Annotated in this window: 8 protein-coding genes; 4 read left to right on the top strand and 4 right to left on the bottom strand. The window is 33.9% G+C overall.

Annotated elements, in window-relative coordinates; all coding sequences use genetic code 11:
* Nucleotides 1-4,267 precede the first annotated feature (4,267 nt).
* Nucleotides 4,268-4,732 (top strand): single-stranded DNA-binding protein, encoded by a 465-nt coding sequence (locus tag GIY03_RS00170; RefSeq protein ID WP_457913719.1) that lies wholly within the window; start codon nucleotides 4,268-4,270, stop codon nucleotides 4,730-4,732.
* 286 nt (nucleotides 4,733-5,018) lie between these two features.
* Here GIY03_RS00170 and alr read toward each other — a convergent pair whose 3' ends face one another.
* The 4 genes from alr to pitA form a co-directional block, all read right to left on the bottom strand.
* A complete protein-coding gene (gene alr / locus GIY03_RS00165; RefSeq protein ID WP_457913718.1) occupies nucleotides 5,019-6,101 on the bottom strand; it encodes an alanine racemase in 1,083 nt (360 codons plus the stop codon).
* Nucleotides 6,102-6,118: 17 nt separating this feature from the next.
* Nucleotides 6,119-7,543: a replicative DNA helicase gene (gene dnaB / locus GIY03_RS00160; protein WP_457913717.1), complete on the bottom strand. Its 1,425-nt coding sequence runs from the start codon at nucleotides 7,541-7,543 to the stop codon at nucleotides 6,119-6,121.
* A gap of 2,312 nt (nucleotides 7,544-9,855) precedes the next feature.
* The gene (locus GIY03_RS00155) at nucleotides 9,856-10,251 is read right to left on the bottom strand and encodes a hypothetical protein (protein WP_457913716.1); all 396 of its coding nucleotides are present in this window, start codon (nucleotides 10,249-10,251) and stop codon (nucleotides 9,856-9,858) included.
* A gap of 4,385 nt (nucleotides 10,252-14,636) precedes the next feature.
* Nucleotides 14,637-16,142 (bottom strand): inorganic phosphate transporter PitA, encoded by a 1,506-nt coding sequence (gene pitA, locus GIY03_RS00150; protein ID WP_457913994.1) that lies wholly within the window; start codon nucleotides 16,140-16,142, stop codon nucleotides 14,637-14,639.
* Between the two features lie 1,474 nt (nucleotides 16,143-17,616).
* Between pitA and pyrG the strand changes: the two genes are divergently transcribed.
* The 3 genes from pyrG (at nucleotide 17,617) to tgt (ending at nucleotide 23,320) form a co-directional block, all read left to right on the top strand.
* Entirely contained in the window at nucleotides 17,617-19,254 is a 1,638-nt protein-coding gene (gene pyrG / locus GIY03_RS00145; protein ID WP_457913993.1) for a glutamine hydrolyzing CTP synthase, read from the top strand.
* A 72-nt stretch (nucleotides 19,255-19,326) separates the two neighbouring features.
* A complete protein-coding gene (gene eno / locus GIY03_RS00140) occupies nucleotides 19,327-20,628 on the top strand; it encodes a phosphopyruvate hydratase (protein WP_457913715.1) in 1,302 nt (433 codons plus the stop codon).
* 1,564 nt (nucleotides 20,629-22,192) lie between these two features.
* Entirely contained in the window at nucleotides 22,193-23,320 is a 1,128-nt protein-coding gene (gene tgt, locus GIY03_RS00135; RefSeq protein WP_457913714.1) for a tRNA guanosine(34) transglycosylase Tgt, read from the top strand.
* Nucleotides 23,321-23,332 lie beyond the last annotated feature (12 nt).

The following is a 23,332-nucleotide window of genomic DNA, read 5'->3' as shown; positions in this document are numbered from 1 at the left end:
ATACATAAAAATTAATACATATATAAAGTTATGTAATAAAAACTAACTAATAAAAATCATAGAATATTTAATTATTATTTATAAAAGTATAAATTAGTAAGTATCGCAATAACACTAAATTTGGCAGCATAAAAACTAATAGATTTCTCACGAAATTAATGAACGATTTTAGAAGGTCTACGTATAAATTATCTCAAATCGTTAACTTGATATATATAATGTAATAATCAAATTTTTAAATGACACGTCATCAAAATTATAATAATTCAAATAAAAATATTATATGCACTACGAATCCTTAAAACGTATGAATATTACAAAAACATTAAACTTACTACTATAAAAAATCTATCGATTCTTTGATAAATGTCAAAATTATATTGTAACACAGCAATTTCAGTGCCAATGGATAACTGAAAAAATGAATGCGCCGTGTTACTTTTCGCACAGTCATGAAGGATGTATAGATCTTTTTAATCTATAATACTTTTCACTAGGTAAAAATACGTTTACCGTATATTGAGTCTCTCAAAGCCAATAATTTAGGATCGTAACCCTTTTCGGTTAACTCTACCACAACGACTGACAAAGTTAATAATTATAATGTAATATGGTTCATTGTAACACTTTTCTCAGATGAAAATAGATTGTTATTTTTAATGAAATTGCACAAACTTTAAATATACAAAATTATAAAGTTAGCTATAATATTCAATGTATTCTATACTAAACTTTCACCATAACTATTGCTAGCAGCTTGCTTTCCATGAATTATCTAGTTTGATTTGTATTACATCTAAGTTCTATGAATAACCATGATCATATTTTCCTTGGATTCTATAACTAGAAAAATATGATTCGTCGTTGCTGTATATCGCCATATACAGATTACCAAATGTACACTAAATATATAGTGTTTGCCCGGGTTACACGCTTAAACAATGTACAAGATTCTATAAAATCTCACACTCCTGAGTCATATCATAGAATACAGTCAATCGACCTTGACTAAGGTCAATGATTTTACAAAAATTTTCTAGCACGGTATTTTCTTCGAAATACACTCACTTAACTATCATAATATGATTACACGATCTGTAGATGAGAAAAGAAAGGATGTAAGTAATATATGTTAATTTATTATCACGAGAACTCCGGTTATACAGGTAAATCAACTGACTTAAATAGTCCCTTAACTTTTTAAGTTATCACCGCCCGCACCACTTCGATTCCACACCGCAGTTCAATGACGGTACACACTATTAAGCATGTCATTTTACGTTTGCAGATGACAACTCTCTAGTCAACAATTTTAGTTACCCCATAATGTTCTCTTCGGTCTCTTTAGAGACAACCCCCACTACTGCGCATACCAGTAGTGGGGGTTAATCAAGTATAGTGGATATTATTAATAGTACCTTCATGACCCTATACTACGATTAGTATATTCCTAATGTACGTTGATCGATTAAGATGTTTGTCAAAAACGACATCACGCTAATAAAAGTTGATCCATCACTCATTTACTAGTTATTTTATACACTAATCTAGTGAACCAATTAGATTTACTATACCGTACTGCAAAATAGGCGATTGACTAAGAGTTATAGCAATTAATAATTATCAAAACATTGATTTAGATTTGTAAAAATGTCTGATTTTTGTTAGCAACTTATGCGCATTTTCTGCATTGGCTATTTTCTTTTTTCTGGAAGCTACTATAATAGGAGATATCAGAATATTTACTGATAAATTTCGCATGAACTTTTACGCAGCGCACAAGCTATAGTCTTCTTGTAATAGCGGTCTATGTTAGTGTGCAGTATTCCCCTTTGCGAAGATGGCTATACAACACCATATCATCGTGATTATTACTATCTTTTCATGCGATTGCATCTGTGTTCAAGATTGTAGTATTATGCGATACATTGGCACTTAGAATGTTACATAACGTTGTAGTATTACGGGTAGTCATATTCTGCTAAGATTCGTAATATCTAAAAGTGATAGAAATTTCTGTCATCTTTAATATGAATCTCACGACTGGTTAATAGTCACTGAAACCTCTGCGACATATAATCCAGAGTAAAAGAGATTTTACACTCCTAGTGCTATCACAAGTCAGTAAAGTGCACGATGGATTGTGAGTTCAATATACAAAACACTCTAGTTTAGATGGTCATAAACGAACATTTCAACAACACAATTCACAAAAACAACAGCTCTTCGATATTTTTATGCTTTATATTAATCATACTCTTGTATCTCGGAACAATATCAACGTGGTTTTAAATAATTTAGCTAGGCGATACGTGAAGCTTTAACGTAATTTAAAACGATCATATACTGTGTAAATTTTGCGTTTCTTTTGTTACTCCGACTTGAATGGATAAACGCGTATACTTATCGTCTATACATGCAAAACCAAAAACTTTAAGTAGAAAAATTTCTAGCGCTTTAAGACTATTGACTTTTGCAGTTTTTACTGTTCTAGCTAATAAACATATTAGATATATACTTTGGATGGATTGAGTATATTGTCCAGCAGTAAAACAATAGACTCCTGCTATTAGCAGACAATTTTCAAATCATGTAATTTACTACACAGGTGTATAACAGAGATAAGATCCATAAATGACAAAATAGTCGCAATAATGAATATTAAGTAAAGAAAGATTAATTATTTTTAAGAGATTGTTTTTGATAAACTTGCCATATAATCAACATCGAGTTTTTAAAATATTAAAAACTATTATGCATAAATAGATAACAGCGCATTGCAAAGGTATTACTACTTAATAACTTTTCGTATTAAAAGTCCACAAAACTTGCAGAATTAGATAGACAGTCATTATAATCAACTTGTTACATAATATATATGGTTAATGTTGTGAAGTTTTTCAATCCACTTAAAACCGATGATATCACTATCATTTACAAAATATTATGCTAATATGCAATTCAAACGAACATTATAATATATTCCTGTAATCATTAAAGATGCAAGAGCTAAATTAAGCTAAAATTATTAATTATATTAATCGATAGCTAAGATAGCATGGCTTACAGCATCACTAATATATGCTTAATGAACTCAAAACTGTCCTTTTAAAATTAAAACATTGTTATTCTTGCGCGATTAAAATTTTCCTTTACGCATAGCAATACACTATACAAGAAATCTTGCATGATTTCTAATATATACTAGGCAAAATCAATAGGAATATTAAAAAATTTATTTATCACTTTTCATAACTTTTCTACGAGATTAGCGTTTTAACTCGGCAGGTTAGCACCATTCATACACACTGCTATCGCTGCACTTTGTACAGATGTTACATCTTAGTATATTTTCTATATCAAGGATAATATGCATGTTTTATATTTAAGTAAGTATTCTCAATTTTTTATACATAAATATTGTAGTATTAAGTATATTATAATAACAATTGGCTATACTACTTATGTTGTAGATGACATCAGGCTAGTCAGAGTAAATAAGTAGGACCAACGTTTTATCGTGAAGAACGTAGCCTAATTAGGCAACTAAATATACTAGATATGCTTATACATTGAGCATACCAATTCTAACATAAAATAAGATAGTTTGTCCGTTACCTGATTTTATGTTTAGCCAACTGCCAAGAACGTATACTATGCGTCCACAGATAATGTGCGCGCTATATACATAATTTATAGCTACAATATGCATAACAACACCGGCATAAATGCATCTTTACATAATCGTGAGAAACGCCATGCTTGGTTAATCAGAGTCTATAATAGTTATATAGTTGACTACCATTATCCATCAGACAGATAACAAATGCTGTGGTTTTTATTATAAAAACAGAATTATGCAAGCCACTATGTTCAATCTAAAACTTTTGTTTATCCGTTGATTTATTATTACTATGCCAACTTAAGGCAGACCTTAATAAAAGAGAAAAATCTGAAAATTATCATGAAATATAAATTATGTAAAGTAATTAAAATAGCTTGAATATAAGCATATTTTCTCTAACGACAAAGATATAAGATCTAAGAATTTAGATTCTATCTTCTACTCAACAACAAATATAACTTTTATATTAATATTGTAAGGTTACTTGTAAAAATAAACACCTTAAATCATTATATTTATTAGTGTATTAGTTATATAATACTTGGCATGCAAAAAATTGCATAACATCAATGTAGTTTTACACTATAAGTATTAGACGAATGCATTTGTACTGAATAATAATTACTCATAAGGAGAGTGTGTATGGCCACTAGAGGCATCAATAAAGTAATTCTAGTCGGGAATCTTGGCCAAGACCCGGAGATTCGTTATATACCTAATGGAACAGCAGTAGTTAATATTACCTTGGCGACCTCTGAAAGTTGGCGTGATAAAACAACTGGCGAACAAAAAGAAAAAACCGAATGGCATCGTGTCGTTTTATTCGGAAAAGTAGCAGAAGTAGCAGGAGAATATCTGCATAAAGGGTCGCAGGTTTATATCGAAGGTTCCTTACACACACGAAAATGGACTGATCAATCTGGCATAGATAAATACACCACTGAAGTGATAGTGAATATTAACGGCACTATGCAAATGCTAGGTAGCAGACAAAGCACTGCTACTCGCACAGGAAATAGCCAGCAAGCACGTTCAATACAAAGTAGCACATCTGTAACTAGTAGTCATGAATTACCAATTACTTTTGACGATGATATTCCATTTTAAATAACTATTAAAGGTTCTATATGATTGCGGCAGTGTAATAATTCATTTGCATTAATATTTTATTCCTTCGTCGCACCGTAATATACTACGATTCTTTAAACGATCCAGAAATATTCATGCTATCAATGATAAAATGACTTGCATGTATAAATAACATGTCATAAGAATGAACATTAATAGACGCGAACCGTATAGTACGGTCGTTGTCTCTATAACTACATTCAACAGAACAATAAAAAAAATAATACAGCGATGTATGACACTATCATACGTAACTGAGAGAGTATTAATCTCCAACATATTCTATGATTACACGTTGTGTTAATCTAGTTACTAACTCATAGGCACTCGTACTAGTATAAGCAGCGATGCGTTCAACCGATAAATTTGGACCCCATAGAACTACCTTGTCCTCTACCTTGTCAGTGGCTCTGGGCCCTAGATCCACCGAGAGCATATCCATCGATACTTGACCAACAATCGGCACTTCGCGTCCATTCAGCCAAATCGGTGTACCAGTAGGAGCATTGCGTGGGTATCCATCGCCATAACCAATCGCTACCACACCTATACATGTATCTCTTTGACTAACCCAGGTTCCACTATAACCGACTGACTCACCAGCGCGGTGGTCACGTACAGCAATTAAATTTGATTGTAGTGTCATTGCTGGTAATAACTGACACTGATGACTATTAATACTATCCCATGGCGACACACCGTATAGAATAATACCCGGACGCACTACCCACTGGTTATGTTCATTGGGCCATAATAGAGTACCACTTGAAGCAGCGAGAGAACGTTGACCAGGTTTACCACAGGCAAATTGTTTAAAGCAGGCAATTTGCTTTAAAGTATCATGAGATCCTGGTTTCTCAGCACAACTAAGGTGACTCATAAGGTTAACTGGTTGCTCTACATTGCGACAAGCGCATAATCGTTGGTAAAAGACTTCGGCTTGCTCTAAACGTACACCAAGACGATGCATACCGGTATCTAGCTTCATCCAAACATGTACAGGGCTCGCTAATTTAGCTTGTTCTAGAGTTTCTAATTGTTCATTATTGTGGACTACAGTTTCAATTTTATTCGCCACCAACATCGATAAAGCTGCAGCAGAAAAAACACCTTCCAGCAATAGGATTGGTTTAACAACACCTCCTGAACGGAGTATAAGTGCTTCATTAATGCGTGCTACACCAAAGCAATCAGCGTCTTGAAGAGTGTGTGCTGTTTCTAACAAACCGTGACCATAAGCATTCGCCTTTACAATAGCAATGAGACGACTATTAGGTGCCTTTTGACGCACCTGCTGCAGATTATGCCGCAGAGCACAGCGATTAATTACTGCGGTTGCTACTTTCATGTCCTATCCTGGTGTAATCATTCATACTCATAATGCGACCCTGCATAATTATCAAAGCGAGAGCACTGGCCGTTAAAAGTTAATCTAACGGTACCAATTGGACCATTCCGTTGCTTACCCAAAATAATTTCGGCAATTCCTTTTAAATCACTATTATCGTGATACACCTCATCACGATAGATGAACATAATCAAATCAGCGTCTTGCTCGATGGAACCGGATTCACGTAGATCAGAATTCACTGGTCGTTTATCGGCGCGTTGTTCTAGGCTACGATTTAGTTGTGAGAGCGCTATTACCGGAACTTGTAGTTCTTTTGCCAATGCCTTCAGCGAACGGGAAATTTCAGCAATCTCTAGCGTACGGTTATCAGATAAACTAGGCACACGCATCAGTTGTAGATAGTCAATCATAATTAAACTAAGCCCATCATGCTCACGAAAAATACGGCGTGCGCGGGCACGAACATCTGTAGGTGTCAATCCAGAAGAGTCATCAATGTACATGTTTCGCTTTTCTAAAAGAAGACCCATAGTGCTAGAGATACGTGCCCAGTCTTCATCATCCAGCAACCCGGTACGAATGCGTGTGTGATTCACACGTGACAACGATGCTAATATACGCATCATAATCTGATTGCCAGGCATTTCGAGGCTAAAAATAAGTACTGGTTTTTTCTGTGTCATCGATGCATGTTCACATAGGTTCATCGCAAAAGTTGTTTTCCCCATCGATGGACGGGCAGCAATTATAATTAAATCTGATTTTTGTAAACCAGCGGTTTTTTTATTCAAGTCTTGATAACCTGTGTCTATACCGGTGATTCCATCGTGCGGATGCTGAGATAGTTGCTCAATACGCGACACAGTATCTTCTAGGATGCGATCAATCCCTTTTGGACCATCGTCTTTTCTAGTGCGATTTTCAGCAATTTGAAAAACACGAGATTCGGCCAAATCCAGTAGATCCGCACTGCTACGACCTTGAGGATCATAACCAGCATCAGCGATCTCATGAGCTACTGCGATCATTTCTCGTACTACTGCGCGCTCTCGCACAATATCAGCATAAGCGCTAATATTAGCTGCACTGGGGGTATTTTTCGAAAGCTCAGCTAAATAGGCAAAACCGCTCACTAAATCTAGCTCACCTCTCTGCTCTAAAGAGTCAGATAAGGTGATCAAATCAATTGGTTTTCTTAGTTCTAGTAAGCGCTGCATTTCAGTGAATATTAATCGGTGCGGACGACTAAAGAAATCACTAGCAATAACGCGCTCTGATACATTATCCCAGCGTTCGTTATCGAGCATCAAACCACCTAATACCGACTGTTCAGCCTCTAGCGAATGTGGTGGCATTTTTAATCCTTCGATTTGACGATCTCGTAGACTGTGTTTGGTTTTATCTTGAATGAATTGATTAGTTATTTTTTTACCTTCCATGTAGTCTATTTTTTTATCTATTTTCGAATAAAATGTCGAGGTGCATTAGTATACCTAAAATCATTTAAAAGGCAAAAAGGACATAGCGTAGAAGAATTTGAGTATACACGTTGATAAATCACTCAGGCAAAACATAAAAAAGCTAACGCATAGATAGTATGCAATATAAGAGTATATATTATTTAATATGGTTCCTGTTGGTCTCATAGCACTATAAATAGTGCTCGGAATTAAAGTATTCAGCTAACCTGTAGCTCTGATAGGCTGAATATATTCGACTTTATATGCTGCAATCACTTTAAGAAACACTTAGTTTTATTAATGTGTTGAACATGTCCTTGTAATGCTTTTTAGAAAACTCATATATTTATTGCAATATATTTTGAAATGCTAAACAGCAGATGTTACTTATTCCTAGCAACGGATTACCTGTTAATTTTTAATACTTTATTATATAATTTTTAAAAACATAGATACTAGAGTAGATATTTATAATTACTCTAATTTATTGAGATATTTATATGTAGTTTTAGATAATTTATACCGTTATTACTCTTGTGATAAATTCTTCAGCCATGATGACAATCATGGCACATACTTCAATATTTATCAATCTAATACATAGTAGTTTTTATATCTGTATCATGTCATCATGAAGGTTCTTACGCAATCAAACTATAATTTGATATCTTATGCAGTCACTGTTCTCAGACTTTAAATAGTCATTATTTAAACTCAATGTAATTTACTATTATTATAGATAATTATATAGAACAGAGTGTTCAAAGGAATATTTCATGCTCTCAAAAGAATTTAAAATTATGTGTAATGATATTTTCTACTACCATACTCTTTGTAATGCAATTACATAAATTTTATCTATTCGCATACAGTAAATATCATATCATAGTTATAAAAATTACATTACTCGTAAATAAAATATCTTTCATAACCAAAGTTATATAACCAAAAATTTACCAAGAGTTGTCTTTAGGCACATATATTAAATTACAGACATTAAAACTTTTACCTCCAGCATGCCAGTTATATGACTTTCTAGTGTCTGTATCAGAATACAGACTAAATTTTAAACAAATTAGATGATTCTTATAGATAGCGTTAGAAAAAATGATCACACAGATATTATAGGTATTTATAACCCAGGTGACGCACTCTAGATGTTTTTTAATATTACCATTACTTCTCTGTTCCACTCTCTCAATGAGGAAAAAGTATTTTTTCATCAACAAATAGACTAGCTAGTATCATAATCGTAGTAAGCGATTAATCTACTTGTAACTTGTCGTTAATTTAGAGGAATACGGTGTTTTATGAGCACAGTACAGAATTTTTAGCTAATCAATTCACTATAATACATATCTCCTTCAAAGAAGATATAGAGTAGTATGCATGTAATTGCTATGATAATTATTACAGCAGTATCACTAATGGCCATTAGACCAGCAACGTTAGTTTTAAGATTGTAGTTTTCAGTTTAAATAAATATACAACCTTGATGACCTACTAATATTACCTTAATCAATATGCTAATAGTGAACATAAACATCACAAAAACATAATAACATATCATAGTCTGTCTATGAATCAGCAGGGAGTATCAATAATCGCGCACGCTTTATGTCTGCAAGGTTTTTCTAATAAAGATTGGCATTTCAAGTGACTTGGTATACCTATGATAGAAATCGACTATTGGCTAAATGCATTGAGGTCTTTTAAAGAGCCTGTGTTACTGCATTAGTAGTATTAAAATACATAATTATTCAGGTGAGCGATAATTTTATCTTATTGCTTGTAGCTTTTATTTTTGTGGCGACAGATTGCATGCATAGTAAGTAAAAAATACATATGGATATTTCGCAAAGATAGATATTTGGATGGTATGCTAATCATAGTACATTATTGATCTCTGAGCGACAAAAGACAATACAGTCGCGTATAAAATCATTAATACTTTTCTTGAATAATCTCTCCGTTTATTAAGCAAACTCGAAGATGTATGGCTCTCTTTTATTCTTACTATTTCTACTTTTTCTTTAAAAAAAGCAAATGATTTACTTGATTAGATAACTGATTTAACTTTAAAATTATACCATCAAATTCACTTGATTGAAATTTTTACAGGGTATTAATATCTTCAACAATAGTGCACTGCAACTGCAGAAAACTTGAATCATGCATAGCTTCTAGACTACTATTTGCATGATTCAGTAATCTTACTGCAGTTGTAATATCTTGATAGCTCTATAATTTATAATTAGCCATTTTACTAAAAAATCTATTTGTGTCAATATCTAGGCTCTATTATCGCTTCTAGAAATCGTAGAAATCTTGTTCTTCAAAATTTTTACTTGACGCCTTAACTTTAATTTTTCGCGATCTGTCGCGCCAAAGACGTGACTCTTTTTCCGTGATAAATGTTTTAACAAGTTGTGTGTATGTTTCTGGTTCTGGTTTAGTCTGTCTAGATTTTTTTGGAGTGCCTGATTAGCAGAAAGAAAACGTCTAGATTCTTGACATGCATTATAATAACTACTTGAACCTAACGCAATAACTAATATAATCATAATTACACTAAGTATCGTATTTATATTTTTATCATGACGACGCTCAGTATCTAGTTTGTGGAGTCTCTTAAGTAACAGGTTTAACAATGCAATCGTTGTGTATGGAGCTTTTTGTTCCGTCATTATAGTATATTCGATGGTTAGAGTAATTTTTTACGTAGATTAATAAATCATTATCGGAATTCTTAGTTATTCAGCATTTCATTTTAGTCAAAGCCTTAAAAAACAATTTAACGTTCACTACTACAATTTCATGGTCAATATTAAAATCACACGGAATAATAGTACCTAGAAAATACAGTAAGGGCGTGATGATCACATGTAAAGATCAATAGTGACGAGAATATTATATTAATAGAGGCTCGCTGCCAAAAAATAATGCTCTTATTGTCATTGTAATGTCTTAACGATATTCATATCATGCGCGATCACTTACAACTGTACTCAAAGTACACAATTTTTATCTAACTACTCTACATCTACCGTCGCTACACAACATGAATACTTACTTGTCGTATAATTTTATAATACTGGTAAAATTAGTGATATTTTTAACTGAACGCTTATATTAGTATAATCTAAGCAGATAATTCATACCATCATTAAGACACTACGCTAATCCGCTATATTGAATAATAGACACATCAGTCGAGAATACTGACCAAGTGTTACTAATCACTGTATTAACATAAGTAATGCATACTACACTTTAATAAATATACAATTACCAACGTTTAGTTACAGTAAAGTAATGGAAGGATTGGTGAACAAGGCTAAGATAGATCTACTTATAATATACTGCAAGCACCTTGATCGCATAAATGTACGGTTTTCACTTAGTTTTCTCTTGTAAGCAAAGAACGAAGTCACTGGAATCAATATTCCACATGAACTGCTTCTAAAAAGCATCATAAGAAGACTATACATATTCTACAAGACAATTGGCACTACTGCTGATTTAATATCTATTGTACCGTTAACTTATCAGCCTATAATTGATAGGCATTATTTAATAACTTCTGAGCTGAGCAGGGTTTAAGCTAGGGGTTATCTGCGCGTTTAGATTTATTATAATATATAATGGGAGTTTTATTGATTCTTGTCAGACCTATATGCACCTTAAGTGCAGTACATTCATATATTTTTAAAGAATATGCTGCATTCATACTAGCAGTGTATAAATTATTGCATCTTTAAGACAATGTTCAATGCCCTTTTTTGCTATTTCTATCGCGTTCGCTTCAGTAGCGAATAGAATAGAGAAGGCGCCAACGGCAGCTCAATCACTTGAGGTTAGACACTGTTAAAATGATGGTATTATTGCTCCTCTCCTTTTAGTATGTGTAAGCGAGTATCTGCATTGCTACATAGCTGATATACTGCTAGAATTAATCAATGTTTTTCAAGTTAATAGTTGACGTCGCAGACTGTAAAAACTAATTAAACCTTAAAATACAGCACATCACTTAAGGAATAATAGAAATATTTATATATAACACTAATTATCGCATTCACTAAATGTACTCCACGATAGTTAGCAGGATAAACTAATACGAACATTTTTATAAAATACACTCTAACAAAGAAGGACTATTGAGCGATGTTCATTTTAGTAATGTAAAACAACCTGTGATGGCATAGTAATTGCTAACCGTGCAATTAGAATAATATCGCTACATCTTATTCTTAAGACTAATGCAAAATTTGTTTTAGAATGCCTAACCATGTAGCGTTTATAATATACCTACTTATAAAACAAATTTACTTTTCCGGCAAAATTGGAATAACCTCTAATATACGTCTGGTTGTTTATGCTATACTTTTAACATTGCTATCGCATGTTAACTATATCGATGTTAGTATGATCGATCAAAGGAAAAATTTTCATATGAAACATTTCTTGATATTTTAGAGTATACTGGATTTTTAATGAGACCTTTTCTACGTCAACAACAATTACGCTCACTATTGCCTCAAAAACTTTACACTCCTTACTTATCGTTGCTATAATGCAAAAAAATAGTCGTAAAAACTCTTTTAGCTACTTAAAGCAACACTTAGCTATATGTGTTCAAAATGTATTCTTACATAAAAGTTTTATGCAGCAATATCTTTCCAAAACTTTAAGTTTTCACGACCGACAGATACGATAAAACTCTAAGAATGATTACAAGAACAAAATACCTGCAAAATTATTAACTGTTTACAAGCAACCTAGTGATTAAGATGTAGACCATAATTAATGGCGTATTTATGAATAATAAAACCTATTGTGCTATGGTGAATATTGCTAAAGCACTACTACACAGTACAATATTCCCCGCCAAAATAACTATCTAGTATATTACATAAAAAGTATCAATCATAATAACGCCACAAAATTTCAAAGTTAATAGAAAAGCCTCAAAAAGAACAGTACCCCGCCGCTATGTTTGTTAATGACATGTATCTAACATACAGAATACGTCTAGTATATAGTATACAGTGTACTAGGAAAATATTAGATGATAAGATCATAAATCATTATATTTAATTTTTAGTTATTGACACGATAAACCTGCTTACTATACTAAGTTTAGCTCTCTAAATATACGATGTAATTAACAATAAACATTGTACTAGCTTTAGTGTCATAAAAGAACCACCGGATAGTATAGTACGTATATATCAAGCTATGATATCATCAGTAATTATCGTTTAAGATTAACGACGCATTGATGATCAATCTACCACTTTCACGAAATCAGATATATGGATACGCTATAAAAATCCTTTACTCTGATATTTATACTAGAAAGGCTGTACTCCGCTACAGTTCACAGTGCATACATAAAAGTAGTGAACATAATGAACATTAACTGTTCTTTTATGCTTTCTGAATAATCACTACTCTTACACAACCAATGACAATGTTATCTAGGTAGATATTAATTCCTAAAATATTGCAGATTAATGTATGATGCAATACATACATATACCTTAAAAAAATTCTAAGACCGATCACTGTATGATAGCTTTTAATCTTATGCAATATGTGTAGTACTCGAGACATAGAGTTTAATACTTTAAGGTGTCATAGAGCTATCTTTATAATATTCATCATGGTAGTTATTAAGAATAGCATGATTAATCTAATGCACTGACTACGGAGTACGTCATGTAACATATTTTAATAAGCAAGAAAAACTCAGCAAAAACTAATCGAATTAGTCGAAAAACTTTTACCTTTATCGTCTGCTTAAAAATAATCATAGGTTATTAATTAATTCAACATTGATGATAGCGATAAAATTCTTAATAACCGCGCAAAGTTCACATATATAAAAGAAAAAACACAAGGGATACATAAATATTAATTTTCTAAGTTTGGCAACTATTAATTATTTATTGCACATAAAAACTAGGTTTAATAAGTTAAGTGGTACTGATCTTAAGAGATCAGTATTCAATATCTTTATCAGTAGTGCTAAAGCTGCTGACTTATAAAGTGGAAGAGAGATAATCTCAATCTCCACAGACTGATGACATGACTCATGAAGACTGATGACATAACCTATAAAGGCGCTGCAGATTTTCTGAAGACTTCAAAAAATACATATCTAATCTTTTAGAACAATTTCAATCACGGAGACTAGACGCTTTTTTAATAAACTCACAATACATAACCACTCCTAACCGATGATTAACAATATAATCCATAGGCATCAGGTATTATTACTATACATCACGCAGCAAACTACTTAGATCATTTTAAATAAAGACTTTCAAAAGTCAGAGCCTCCGCACTCCAAATCTCTTATATGAAATACTTCACTGCATTTAGAATGCATGGTGGTGTGTAACACTGTAAAGATTTATTAATGCATACCTGTTTATTACGTACAGTATTCAAAGATAGTCACAGAGAAAATGAGTTAATACTTTTTTTAAACAGTCCTTGACAGTCCTCCTTGCACCGCATCCTCTGATTAAATTTTAAAGATAAAATTTGCGAATCCTCAAAAACTAAAAATGGTCACCAAATAAACGTACAAAGCGCGTGAAGCGACATATAACTCCAAACAGTATTAATATATTGCTATCATCCCTAGGACAATAATTTAAAAGCTTCTTTTAATATACCGCCGCTTTTAAACAATGTTAAAATTGAGTTAAAGATTTTTAAAAAAATGACTTAACAGCACAAAGTATATTCTTAAAGTAAGATATGCAAAAAAACAATATATTTCTGGATCACTAAAACATACTTAGAAACTTACATTAACAATGCCGTTATCAGACGATAAATTGACTTCGCCCGCCAGAAAATAGTAAATCTTATATTAAGTGCAAAGAATTTTATCAACAAACTGCAATATAGATATATCGATCTAAAAGACAATTCCTAAAAACAATACTAGAGACCTTTTAAAATATTTTATGCACAGGTTTGTTACTATCGTTTATGATATCCATTATTTCAAGTTATTGGCCTACACTACCATTGCTTTTATCACATCACCCATGCATTATTTAAAAAACTTAAGTGTAATCAAATATAAAAAACTAGAAAGCAACATTGAAACTGGCAGAGTTAGTAACCAAGATAATAAGATGTTTTTTACAGTCTTGTTCTGTATGCCGCCGCCCTCTACAAGCATTGTTCCAGCCACCGCCGAAGAAATTACATGCGTAGTCGATACGGGCATACCGGTATAACTAGCTATACCAATCCATAAAGCAGCAGTCATTTGAGCCGATACTCCTTGAGCATAGGTCATACCTTTTTTTCCAATTTTCTCTCCAATAGTAGTCGCAACGCGTTGCCAACCAATTATGGTACCCAGCGATAGAGAAAAAGCTACTGCGATGATAATCCATATCGGCGCATACTCAACAGTCTTTAGCAGATCCTGATGTAAGCTCTTTAAAAATCGTCGATCAGTTACAGAGATTTCCGATAATTTAGCAATGTTATCTACTGTTTCGCTAATACACATTAATAGACAACGTAGTTGGCTGCGCTGCTCTACAGTTAGTTGACCGTAACTCTGTAAATTATGCAGCCAATCCTGCGTTAACTCAATCGTCGCCATAGCATGGAAAATATCGCAATGAAATTTAATTGGTTGGTTTAATAGCTCGCCTTCATCCTTTCCTTGACCGTGAGAGATCAAAGAAGCTATCTGTGGTAGTGCATCGCTGTGCTGCTGATAATACTTCTGTAAGTGAGAGACTGCATCACGCGTATGGATGATATCATAACCAGTAGCATTCATATTAACTACAAAGACTTCTGGTGCAATACCGATTAGCACTAACATAATTAAACCGATACCCTTTTGCCCATCGTTAGCACCATGCGCAAAACTAACGCCTATCGCCGATAGAATTAGTGCGACTCGAATCCAGAATGGTGGTTTGCATTTACCGTCTATCTTTTCATATTCTGCTGGAGTCATATGAATATGCTGTTGTTTTGTGGTAGTACACCAATACCGATGTAAAAAAAATACCACTAGTCCAGCAACAAGCATTCCAAGTAATGGTGAAAGAAGCAAAGACAAGATAATGCCCATCATTTTCGGAATATTTAATGCGGCTATTACTGATGTACGGGTCATTAAGGCGTTAGTTAAACAAATACCTACAATTGCACCAATCAGCGTATGAGAACTAGAAGCTGGTAAACCAACATACCAAGTACTAAGATTCCAAATAATTGCCGCTAATAACATAGAAAATACCATAGCCAATCCATTCGTTGAACCAATATTCAACAATAGATCGGTAGGTAATAAATGAACAATAGTATACGCGACACTCAAACCACCGAGCATCACACCAAGAAAGTTAAATAAACCTGCTATAATCACCGCAAATTGCGAGCGTATAGCACGGGTATAAATGGCTGTAGTAACTGCATTAGCTGTATCATGAAATCCATTAATGGCTTCATAAAATAACACAAACAACAATGCAAGAATTAACATCAAGCTAGTATGAAAATCTAACCCAGTAAAAAAATGTAGCATAAGCGTTAGGCCAGTGTCTAGACATGAACGCCAGACATTATCAATGATAATTATATTTAAAAGAGAACATAACATTTTTTTAATTTTAAATTACTGCATTAATTGTATTGTAACAAATACATATACTTGTTATGCTGACTGTGTACCTACATTAAGTAATTTGACCGTCAATGACTAACCAAGCAATGCCTATCATAAGCGGAATAAATGGCTAGTTTTTCATATATTCATAAATGAATACATTCAAGGTAACTGAGTATTCAATAAACTCTCTTGAAAGGAATAACAATACCCCGTAATAAAGAAAATGCTCTTTTCAAGAGCAGATACAACAAAAAGTTTGCATAGTATTACACATTGTGTGATACTATATTTGCTTACTCACTATATTGTATATTTCTATTTATAACTATTATCACCTCATTCACCTATTGTCGGGTAATTACCCTAGATTCCAAAATCATCCAGCACAATATAATAAAATCACTTTAAATACTATAAAATTCAGAGAAGCTTTAGTTAATAACATTATTATGCATAATTATGCATACTAGATAGTGTTTATGCTCAGTATTAGTATATCAGTATAGTGTTTGGGTAATTCAGGTAACACAAACCCACTTTTTACGCTGGTCCTTCATTACATACACGAGTCAATACTAATCGAGTCAGCAATATCGCTACATCTTGACAGATAAGTGCTACACTAACGCAACAGTGCTACGCGATTTATTACTCTGCAAACATATAGCTTAAACACTCTCGTCCTCACGAGATCTAAACTAACTTTCAAAGTACTACAAATAACTTAGGGTTACGCAAGTATATTGCATGAATACTCCATAACTGCTAGTGATATTGCTAAATCAGTTAAATAATATTGGTTCTGTAATATAATTATGCAACATCTAGACAACTAACTAGATCACTCGTGGTATATCAGCCTAATAAAAATTAGGGCAACTACCAAATAATTAGTAACAATTAAATAATCTGTATTCCATCAAAAACTATACGCGACATTACGAGTTAGATTCTTTATAATCCACAATATTAGAGACTTATCACTCCTTGTAGTTTTCTTGGTATTATTTGCACTTTATGATAAAACTCGGATAATTTGCTTTATAGACCATTATGTAAAATGTTTTGTATTAGAGAATCGCTAGACTTATTTTACTTAAAACGTACGTCAGAATAACCTGACCTTTAGGTCATCTATTCAATGCTAAACCATATTGTGTCGTATTTCAGCACATACGTTAAAACAATCGTTTGTAGGTCAAGAGACTTTTAAGTATAGTGAGTGATCATTATAAAGGATAAGTCCCTTTATATGCAGGATAAACTCCATTTTTATACTGAGACTAATGAATATCTCAATGAGCTAAAATCTAACACACATAAAACTGATAGTATCATCAATATAGCTTTATCTTCTATTGCCTTAAAACCAACACTTTTTGGGTTTAGCATGACTGTTAATTATATTTTTATAACTGGCGGGGTCGTGTCCTCACTAGGTAAAGGCATTGCCGCAGGGTCTCTAGCAGCAATCCTTGAAGCCCGCCATCTTAATGTTACTATCATCAAACTAGACCCTTATATCAATATCGATCCAGGAACAATTAGTCCTATGCAACACGGGGAGGTATTTGTTACTGAAGACGGCGTAGAAACTGATCTTGATTTAGGTCATTATGAACGCTTTATTCGCACTAAAATGTCGCGTCGTAACAGTTTTACTACCGGACGTATCTATTCTGATGTTCTACGTAAAGAACGACGTGGCGATTATCTTGGTGCTACTGTTCAAGTGATTCCACACATTACTAATGCAATCAAAAATCGTATACTGGAAGGCGGAGCGGGCTATGATATAGTGTTAGTGGAAGTGGGTGGCACTGTTGGCGACATCGAATCACTACCATTCTTAGAAGCTATCCGACAAATGGCGGTAGAAGTCGGTCGTGACTATACTCTTTATATACATCTAACACTAGTACCTTATATGGCAGCAGCAAGTGAAATAAAAACCAAACCCACCCAACATTCCGTTAAGGAATTACTATCTATTGGCATTCAGCCAGATATATTAATCTGTCGTTCGGATCGTACAGTTCCACTTAACGAACGTGAGAAAATTGCACTTTTCTGTAATGTACCAAAGCAAGCCGTGATTTCCCTTAAAGATATTGATTCTATTTATAAAATCCCAGGTCTTTTAAAATCTCAAGGGTTAGATGATTATATCTGTAAACGATTTAACCTCAACGTTCCCGCAGCAAATCTCGTGGAATGGGAACAAGTAATCTACGAAGAAGCTAATCCGGGTGGCGAAGTAACTATTGGAATAGTAGGCAAATATGTTGAGTTGCCAGATGCTTATAAATCAGTGATTGAAGCATTAAAACACGGTGGCCTAAAAAACCGCCTAACTGTAAGCAACAAGTTGATCGACTCGCAGGACGTAGAAACGCGTGGCGCAGGCATTCTAAAAGGACTGGATGCAATTTTGATCCCTGGCGGTTTTGGTTATCGCGGTGTAGAAGGAAAAATCCTAACTGCATGTTATGCACGTGAGAACAATATTCCTTATCTAGGCATTTGTTTAGGAATGCAAGTAGCGTTAATAGAATTTGCCCGTAATGTGGCGGGCATGGAAAATGCTAACTCAACAGAATTTACCCTAAATTGTAAATACCCAGTAGTAGCATTAATTACTGAATGGCGTGATCAAGACGGTAACTTTGCAATACGCACCGAAGAAAACGATATAGGGGGAACCATGCGTGTCGGTAATCAACAATGCCATCTAACTAATAACAGCCTAGCCCGTCAATTATATGGCACATCGACTATAATTGAACGCCATCGTCATCGTTACGAAGTTAACAAGACGCTATTAAAATATGTTGAAGCTGTTGGGATGCGTGTCACTGGTTTTTCTACTACTAATAAACTAGTTGAAATTATTGAACTACCACATCACCCATGGTTTTTAGCATGTCAATTTCACCCAGAATTCACGTCCACACCACGCGACGGACATCCGCTCTTTTCTGGATTTATAAAAGCCGCAAATGAGCATCAAAAGCGTCAAATAAAATAATAAAATATAGTATACTCTAAATATACATTTCTTGTATATAATTGTCATCCAACATATACTAAGGTAATCTAAATGTTTAAAATCATTAAAGTTATTGGTCGTGAAATCATCGATTCCCGCGGTTATCCAACTGTTGAAGCCGAAGTACATCTAGAAGGTGGGTATTGTGGTCGAGCCTCAGTACCATCTGGGGCTTCTACCGGTTCCCGTGAAGCATTAGAACTACGTGATGATGATAAAGCACGTTTTTTAGGTAAAGGTGTATTAAAAGCTATTGCTGCAGTAAACGGTCCAATCGCTCAAGCTGTTCTAGGTACAAGCGCCACGGATCAAGCGCACATTGATAACATTATGATCGATATAGATGGTACTAAGAATAAAGCTAAATTTGGTGCTAACGCTATTTTGTCGGTTTCCCTAGCCGTAGCTAAAGCCGCTGCCGCATCCAAGCGTATGCCATTATATGAACATATCGCTGAATTACATGGAACGCCAGGAAGATTCTCTATGCCACTTCCGATGATAAACATTATTAACGGCGGGAAACATGCGGATAACAATATTGATATTCAGGAGTTCATGATTCAGCCAGTAGGTGCTAGTACGATTAAAGAAGCTATACGAATAGGTTCTGAAGTATTTCATTACCTAGGGAAAATACTCAAAGCAAAAGGCATGAATACCGCAGTAGGCGACGAAGGTGGCTACGCGCCAAATCTCGAATCTAACACTGAAGCGTTAGAAGTGATCGTTGAAGCAATAAAAGCGGCGGGCTACAAGTTAAGGGAAGATGTAACCTTAGCCATAGACTGCGCTGCTTCTGAATTTTATAAACACGGTAAATACGTTCTAGCTGGTGAAAAAAATAAAACTTTCACTTCCGAAGAATTTACTCACTTCCTATGGAATTTAACCACACAATACCCTATAGTGTCAATTGAAGATGGTCTAGATGAATCTGACTGGAAGGGCTTTGCCTATCAAACTAAAATACTAGGTGAAACTATTCAATTAGTAGGCGATGACTTATTTGTGACTAATACACAAATTCTAAAAGAAGGTATTGCAAAAAAAATCGCTAATTCTATTCTTATAAAACTTAATCAGATTGGTTCTCTAACAGAGACCTTGTCGGCCATAAAAATGGCAAAAAAAGCCGGTTATACCGTAGTGATCTCTCATCGTTCAGGTGAAACAGAAGATACCACCATCGCTGACCTATCCGTAGGCACTGCAGCCGGTCAAATCAAAACAGGTTCAATGAGTCGATCTGATCGTATCGCGAAATATAATCAATTGATTCGTATAGAAGAAAAATTAGGTCACTATGCACCTTTTTCTGGATTAAAAGAAGTGCAAAATCAATCATATTAGTTTGTCATTAGGTGAACCTTTAAAATTAAGTAAGCATACTAATACTCTTAAACAGCTATTACAGGGAAAATTTTAATCTTACTATAGAACGTGATAATGTGCACAAACTATAGCTTATATGTGATATATAAGAATGATATATACTATTTTAGTAAATCACCAAAATCAAATCACTGCATAAAGTTTAACAGAATATATACTTAAAAATTTTATAAAATAATTAAGAATTTTAGAGAAGACGCAACGAAGCGCAAAACTATAGCGCCTCTACCGCTACTGACTCCAGTTCATTTAACGTAACGCTAAAATTTAAGTTGTAGGAAGAGGAGGGAAACAATTCTCATTACTCATATTAGTCGTTGACTATCTTATACATCAAAATATCTAACATATATACAACTTGTATATGACTAATGGCATATTAAAGATGAAATGACAGAAAATCTCTGATCTACTCCACATAAAACACATTAGCATACTTCACATGTATATAAGCTATATCACACTACATAATAGTCGCAACTAATGAGGATTACCATATATGTTAACATCACAGCGTAAGCACCATAAACACACTGAACTTGCACCACCGCGTGAACTATAAAAAACTCTGACAATGACTTTGCAACACTGTGCACATGTCATCTATTTACTAGATACTCAGAGATAATGCATTTTAATACAGCAAAGACATTTTGCCCATGTAAAACAGATAGTCAGAGTACAAACCTGGCCTAAAGCCCAACGTGTACAATTAATATTATTTCTAAGGATCTGCATACTTACTGTCTCGATCGCAAGATAGTAAGCAAACGATCCAAGCCACGCAGAAATAACGACATATAATCTCTACCATGTCGTACTATAGTGTCTCTGGTAAGAACAGATTAAGTCCTCGGTAAATACATGCTTATTACACTAATAGTTATATAAGATCTTTTAAACCCTAATCACTGACTCTTTATAATGTCTATTGATTAATGAAGTTTATTCATAACACTCAAATGACACTTTAATAACATAGTATGAAAATTAATGGTGTATTAATTGAGTGGTATTGTTTTATTTCTATCTTACAAGATGTAAATACTGTACATAACTACACTTGTGGCCTCTGTTCAAGGTAACTATACAAACAGTCATAAAGACTACAGAATTATATGGCTTTTCCTTTATAGCGTTTATTACCTTTTGCAGGTAACACTACTTATTTATCAGCGCTAAAACTACCATAAAATACTTACTAACACATTGATACTTAATTTATTGAAATTACAAAAATTGGTAATTTACTAAAACTTTTTAAGATTAAACTAGTAACCAATTACACCAAAGAAGTAAACTAAAACACACACTACCTATCCTCTGATAGATATATAGACATTTTAAGATAAGAGTGGCCTTTTAACTTGGACGACAAGTTTTAATATGCTATGACATTGACTCAAATAATCTATCGCTAATATAGCTGTAATTTACAAATGAAGTGTCGATATCACTAAGCTGCATAATAACCTATTTATTTTGACGACATTAAATAGTCATCTCTAATGCTGGGGGTGTTGTGAAATACGAATTGCTCATAACTAATGATTTTGCGCGTCGTGGTCGTTTGTTTTTTAAACGTGGCGTAGTAGAAACACCGGCTTTTATGCCAGTGGGCACCTATGGTACCATTAAAGGTGTCACACCCGAAGAGGTCAGCGAAGCTGGTGCGCAAATCCTACTGAGTAATACTTTTCATTTATGGCTGCGACCCGGGACAAAAATTATAACACTACACGGTGACCTACATGATTTTATGAAATGGCACGGCCCAATCCTTACTGACTCTGGTGGTTTTCAAGTATTTAGCCTTAGTGACATACGAAAAATTAAAGAGGAAGGAGTTTATTTTCGCAACCCAAGTAACGGTGACAAAATTTTTTTTAGTCCAGAAAAATCAATGGAAATTCAATATGATCTCGGTTCTGATATCGCAATGATCTTTGATGAATGCGTTCATTACCAAAATGATTGGCACTACGTGAAAAGTTCAATGGAAATGTCACTGCGCTGGGCACAGCGCAGTCGTCAATCTTTTGATAAGTTGCATAACAAAAATGCTTTATTCGGTATTATTCAAGGTGGCCTATACAAAGACTTACGTGATATTTCAATAAAAGAACTACTAAATATCAGTTTTGATGGTTACGCTATTGGTGGTTTAGCTGTAGGGGAACCCAAAGAAGAAATGCATCGTATGCTCGAGCATATTTGCCCTAAAATACCACATGATAAACCACGCTACCTCATGGGTGTTGGTAAACCTGAAGATTTAGTTGAAGGTGTACGTCGAGGTATCGATATATTTGATTGCGTAATACCCACGCGCAATGCGCGTAACGGTTACCTTTTTGTCACTAATGGTATAGTTAGAATCCGTAATAAAAAATACAAAGATCATCTTTATCCACCAGATAAACACTGCAATTGCTATACTTGTCGCCATTACAGTTGTGCCTATTTACATCATCTAGATCGTTGCAATGAAATGTTAGGCGCTAGATTAAATACTCTGCATAACTTACACTATTATCAAAGACTTATGGCGGGTTTGCGGCGGGCTATTGAAAATGATCAGTTAGCGCTGTTTGTAATGAAGTTTTATGCGCAGATTGGAAAACCTATACCAATTTGCAATGCTTCATAGATGTTCAAAACA

This window comes from Candidatus Gillettellia adelgis (assembly GCA_020541285.1).
Taxonomy (GTDB): Bacteria; Pseudomonadota; Gammaproteobacteria; order Enterobacterales; family Enterobacteriaceae; genus Gillettellia; species Gillettellia adelgis.
Note: the sequence above shows the minus strand (reverse complement) of the source record. Positions and strands in the feature narration are given on the sequence as shown.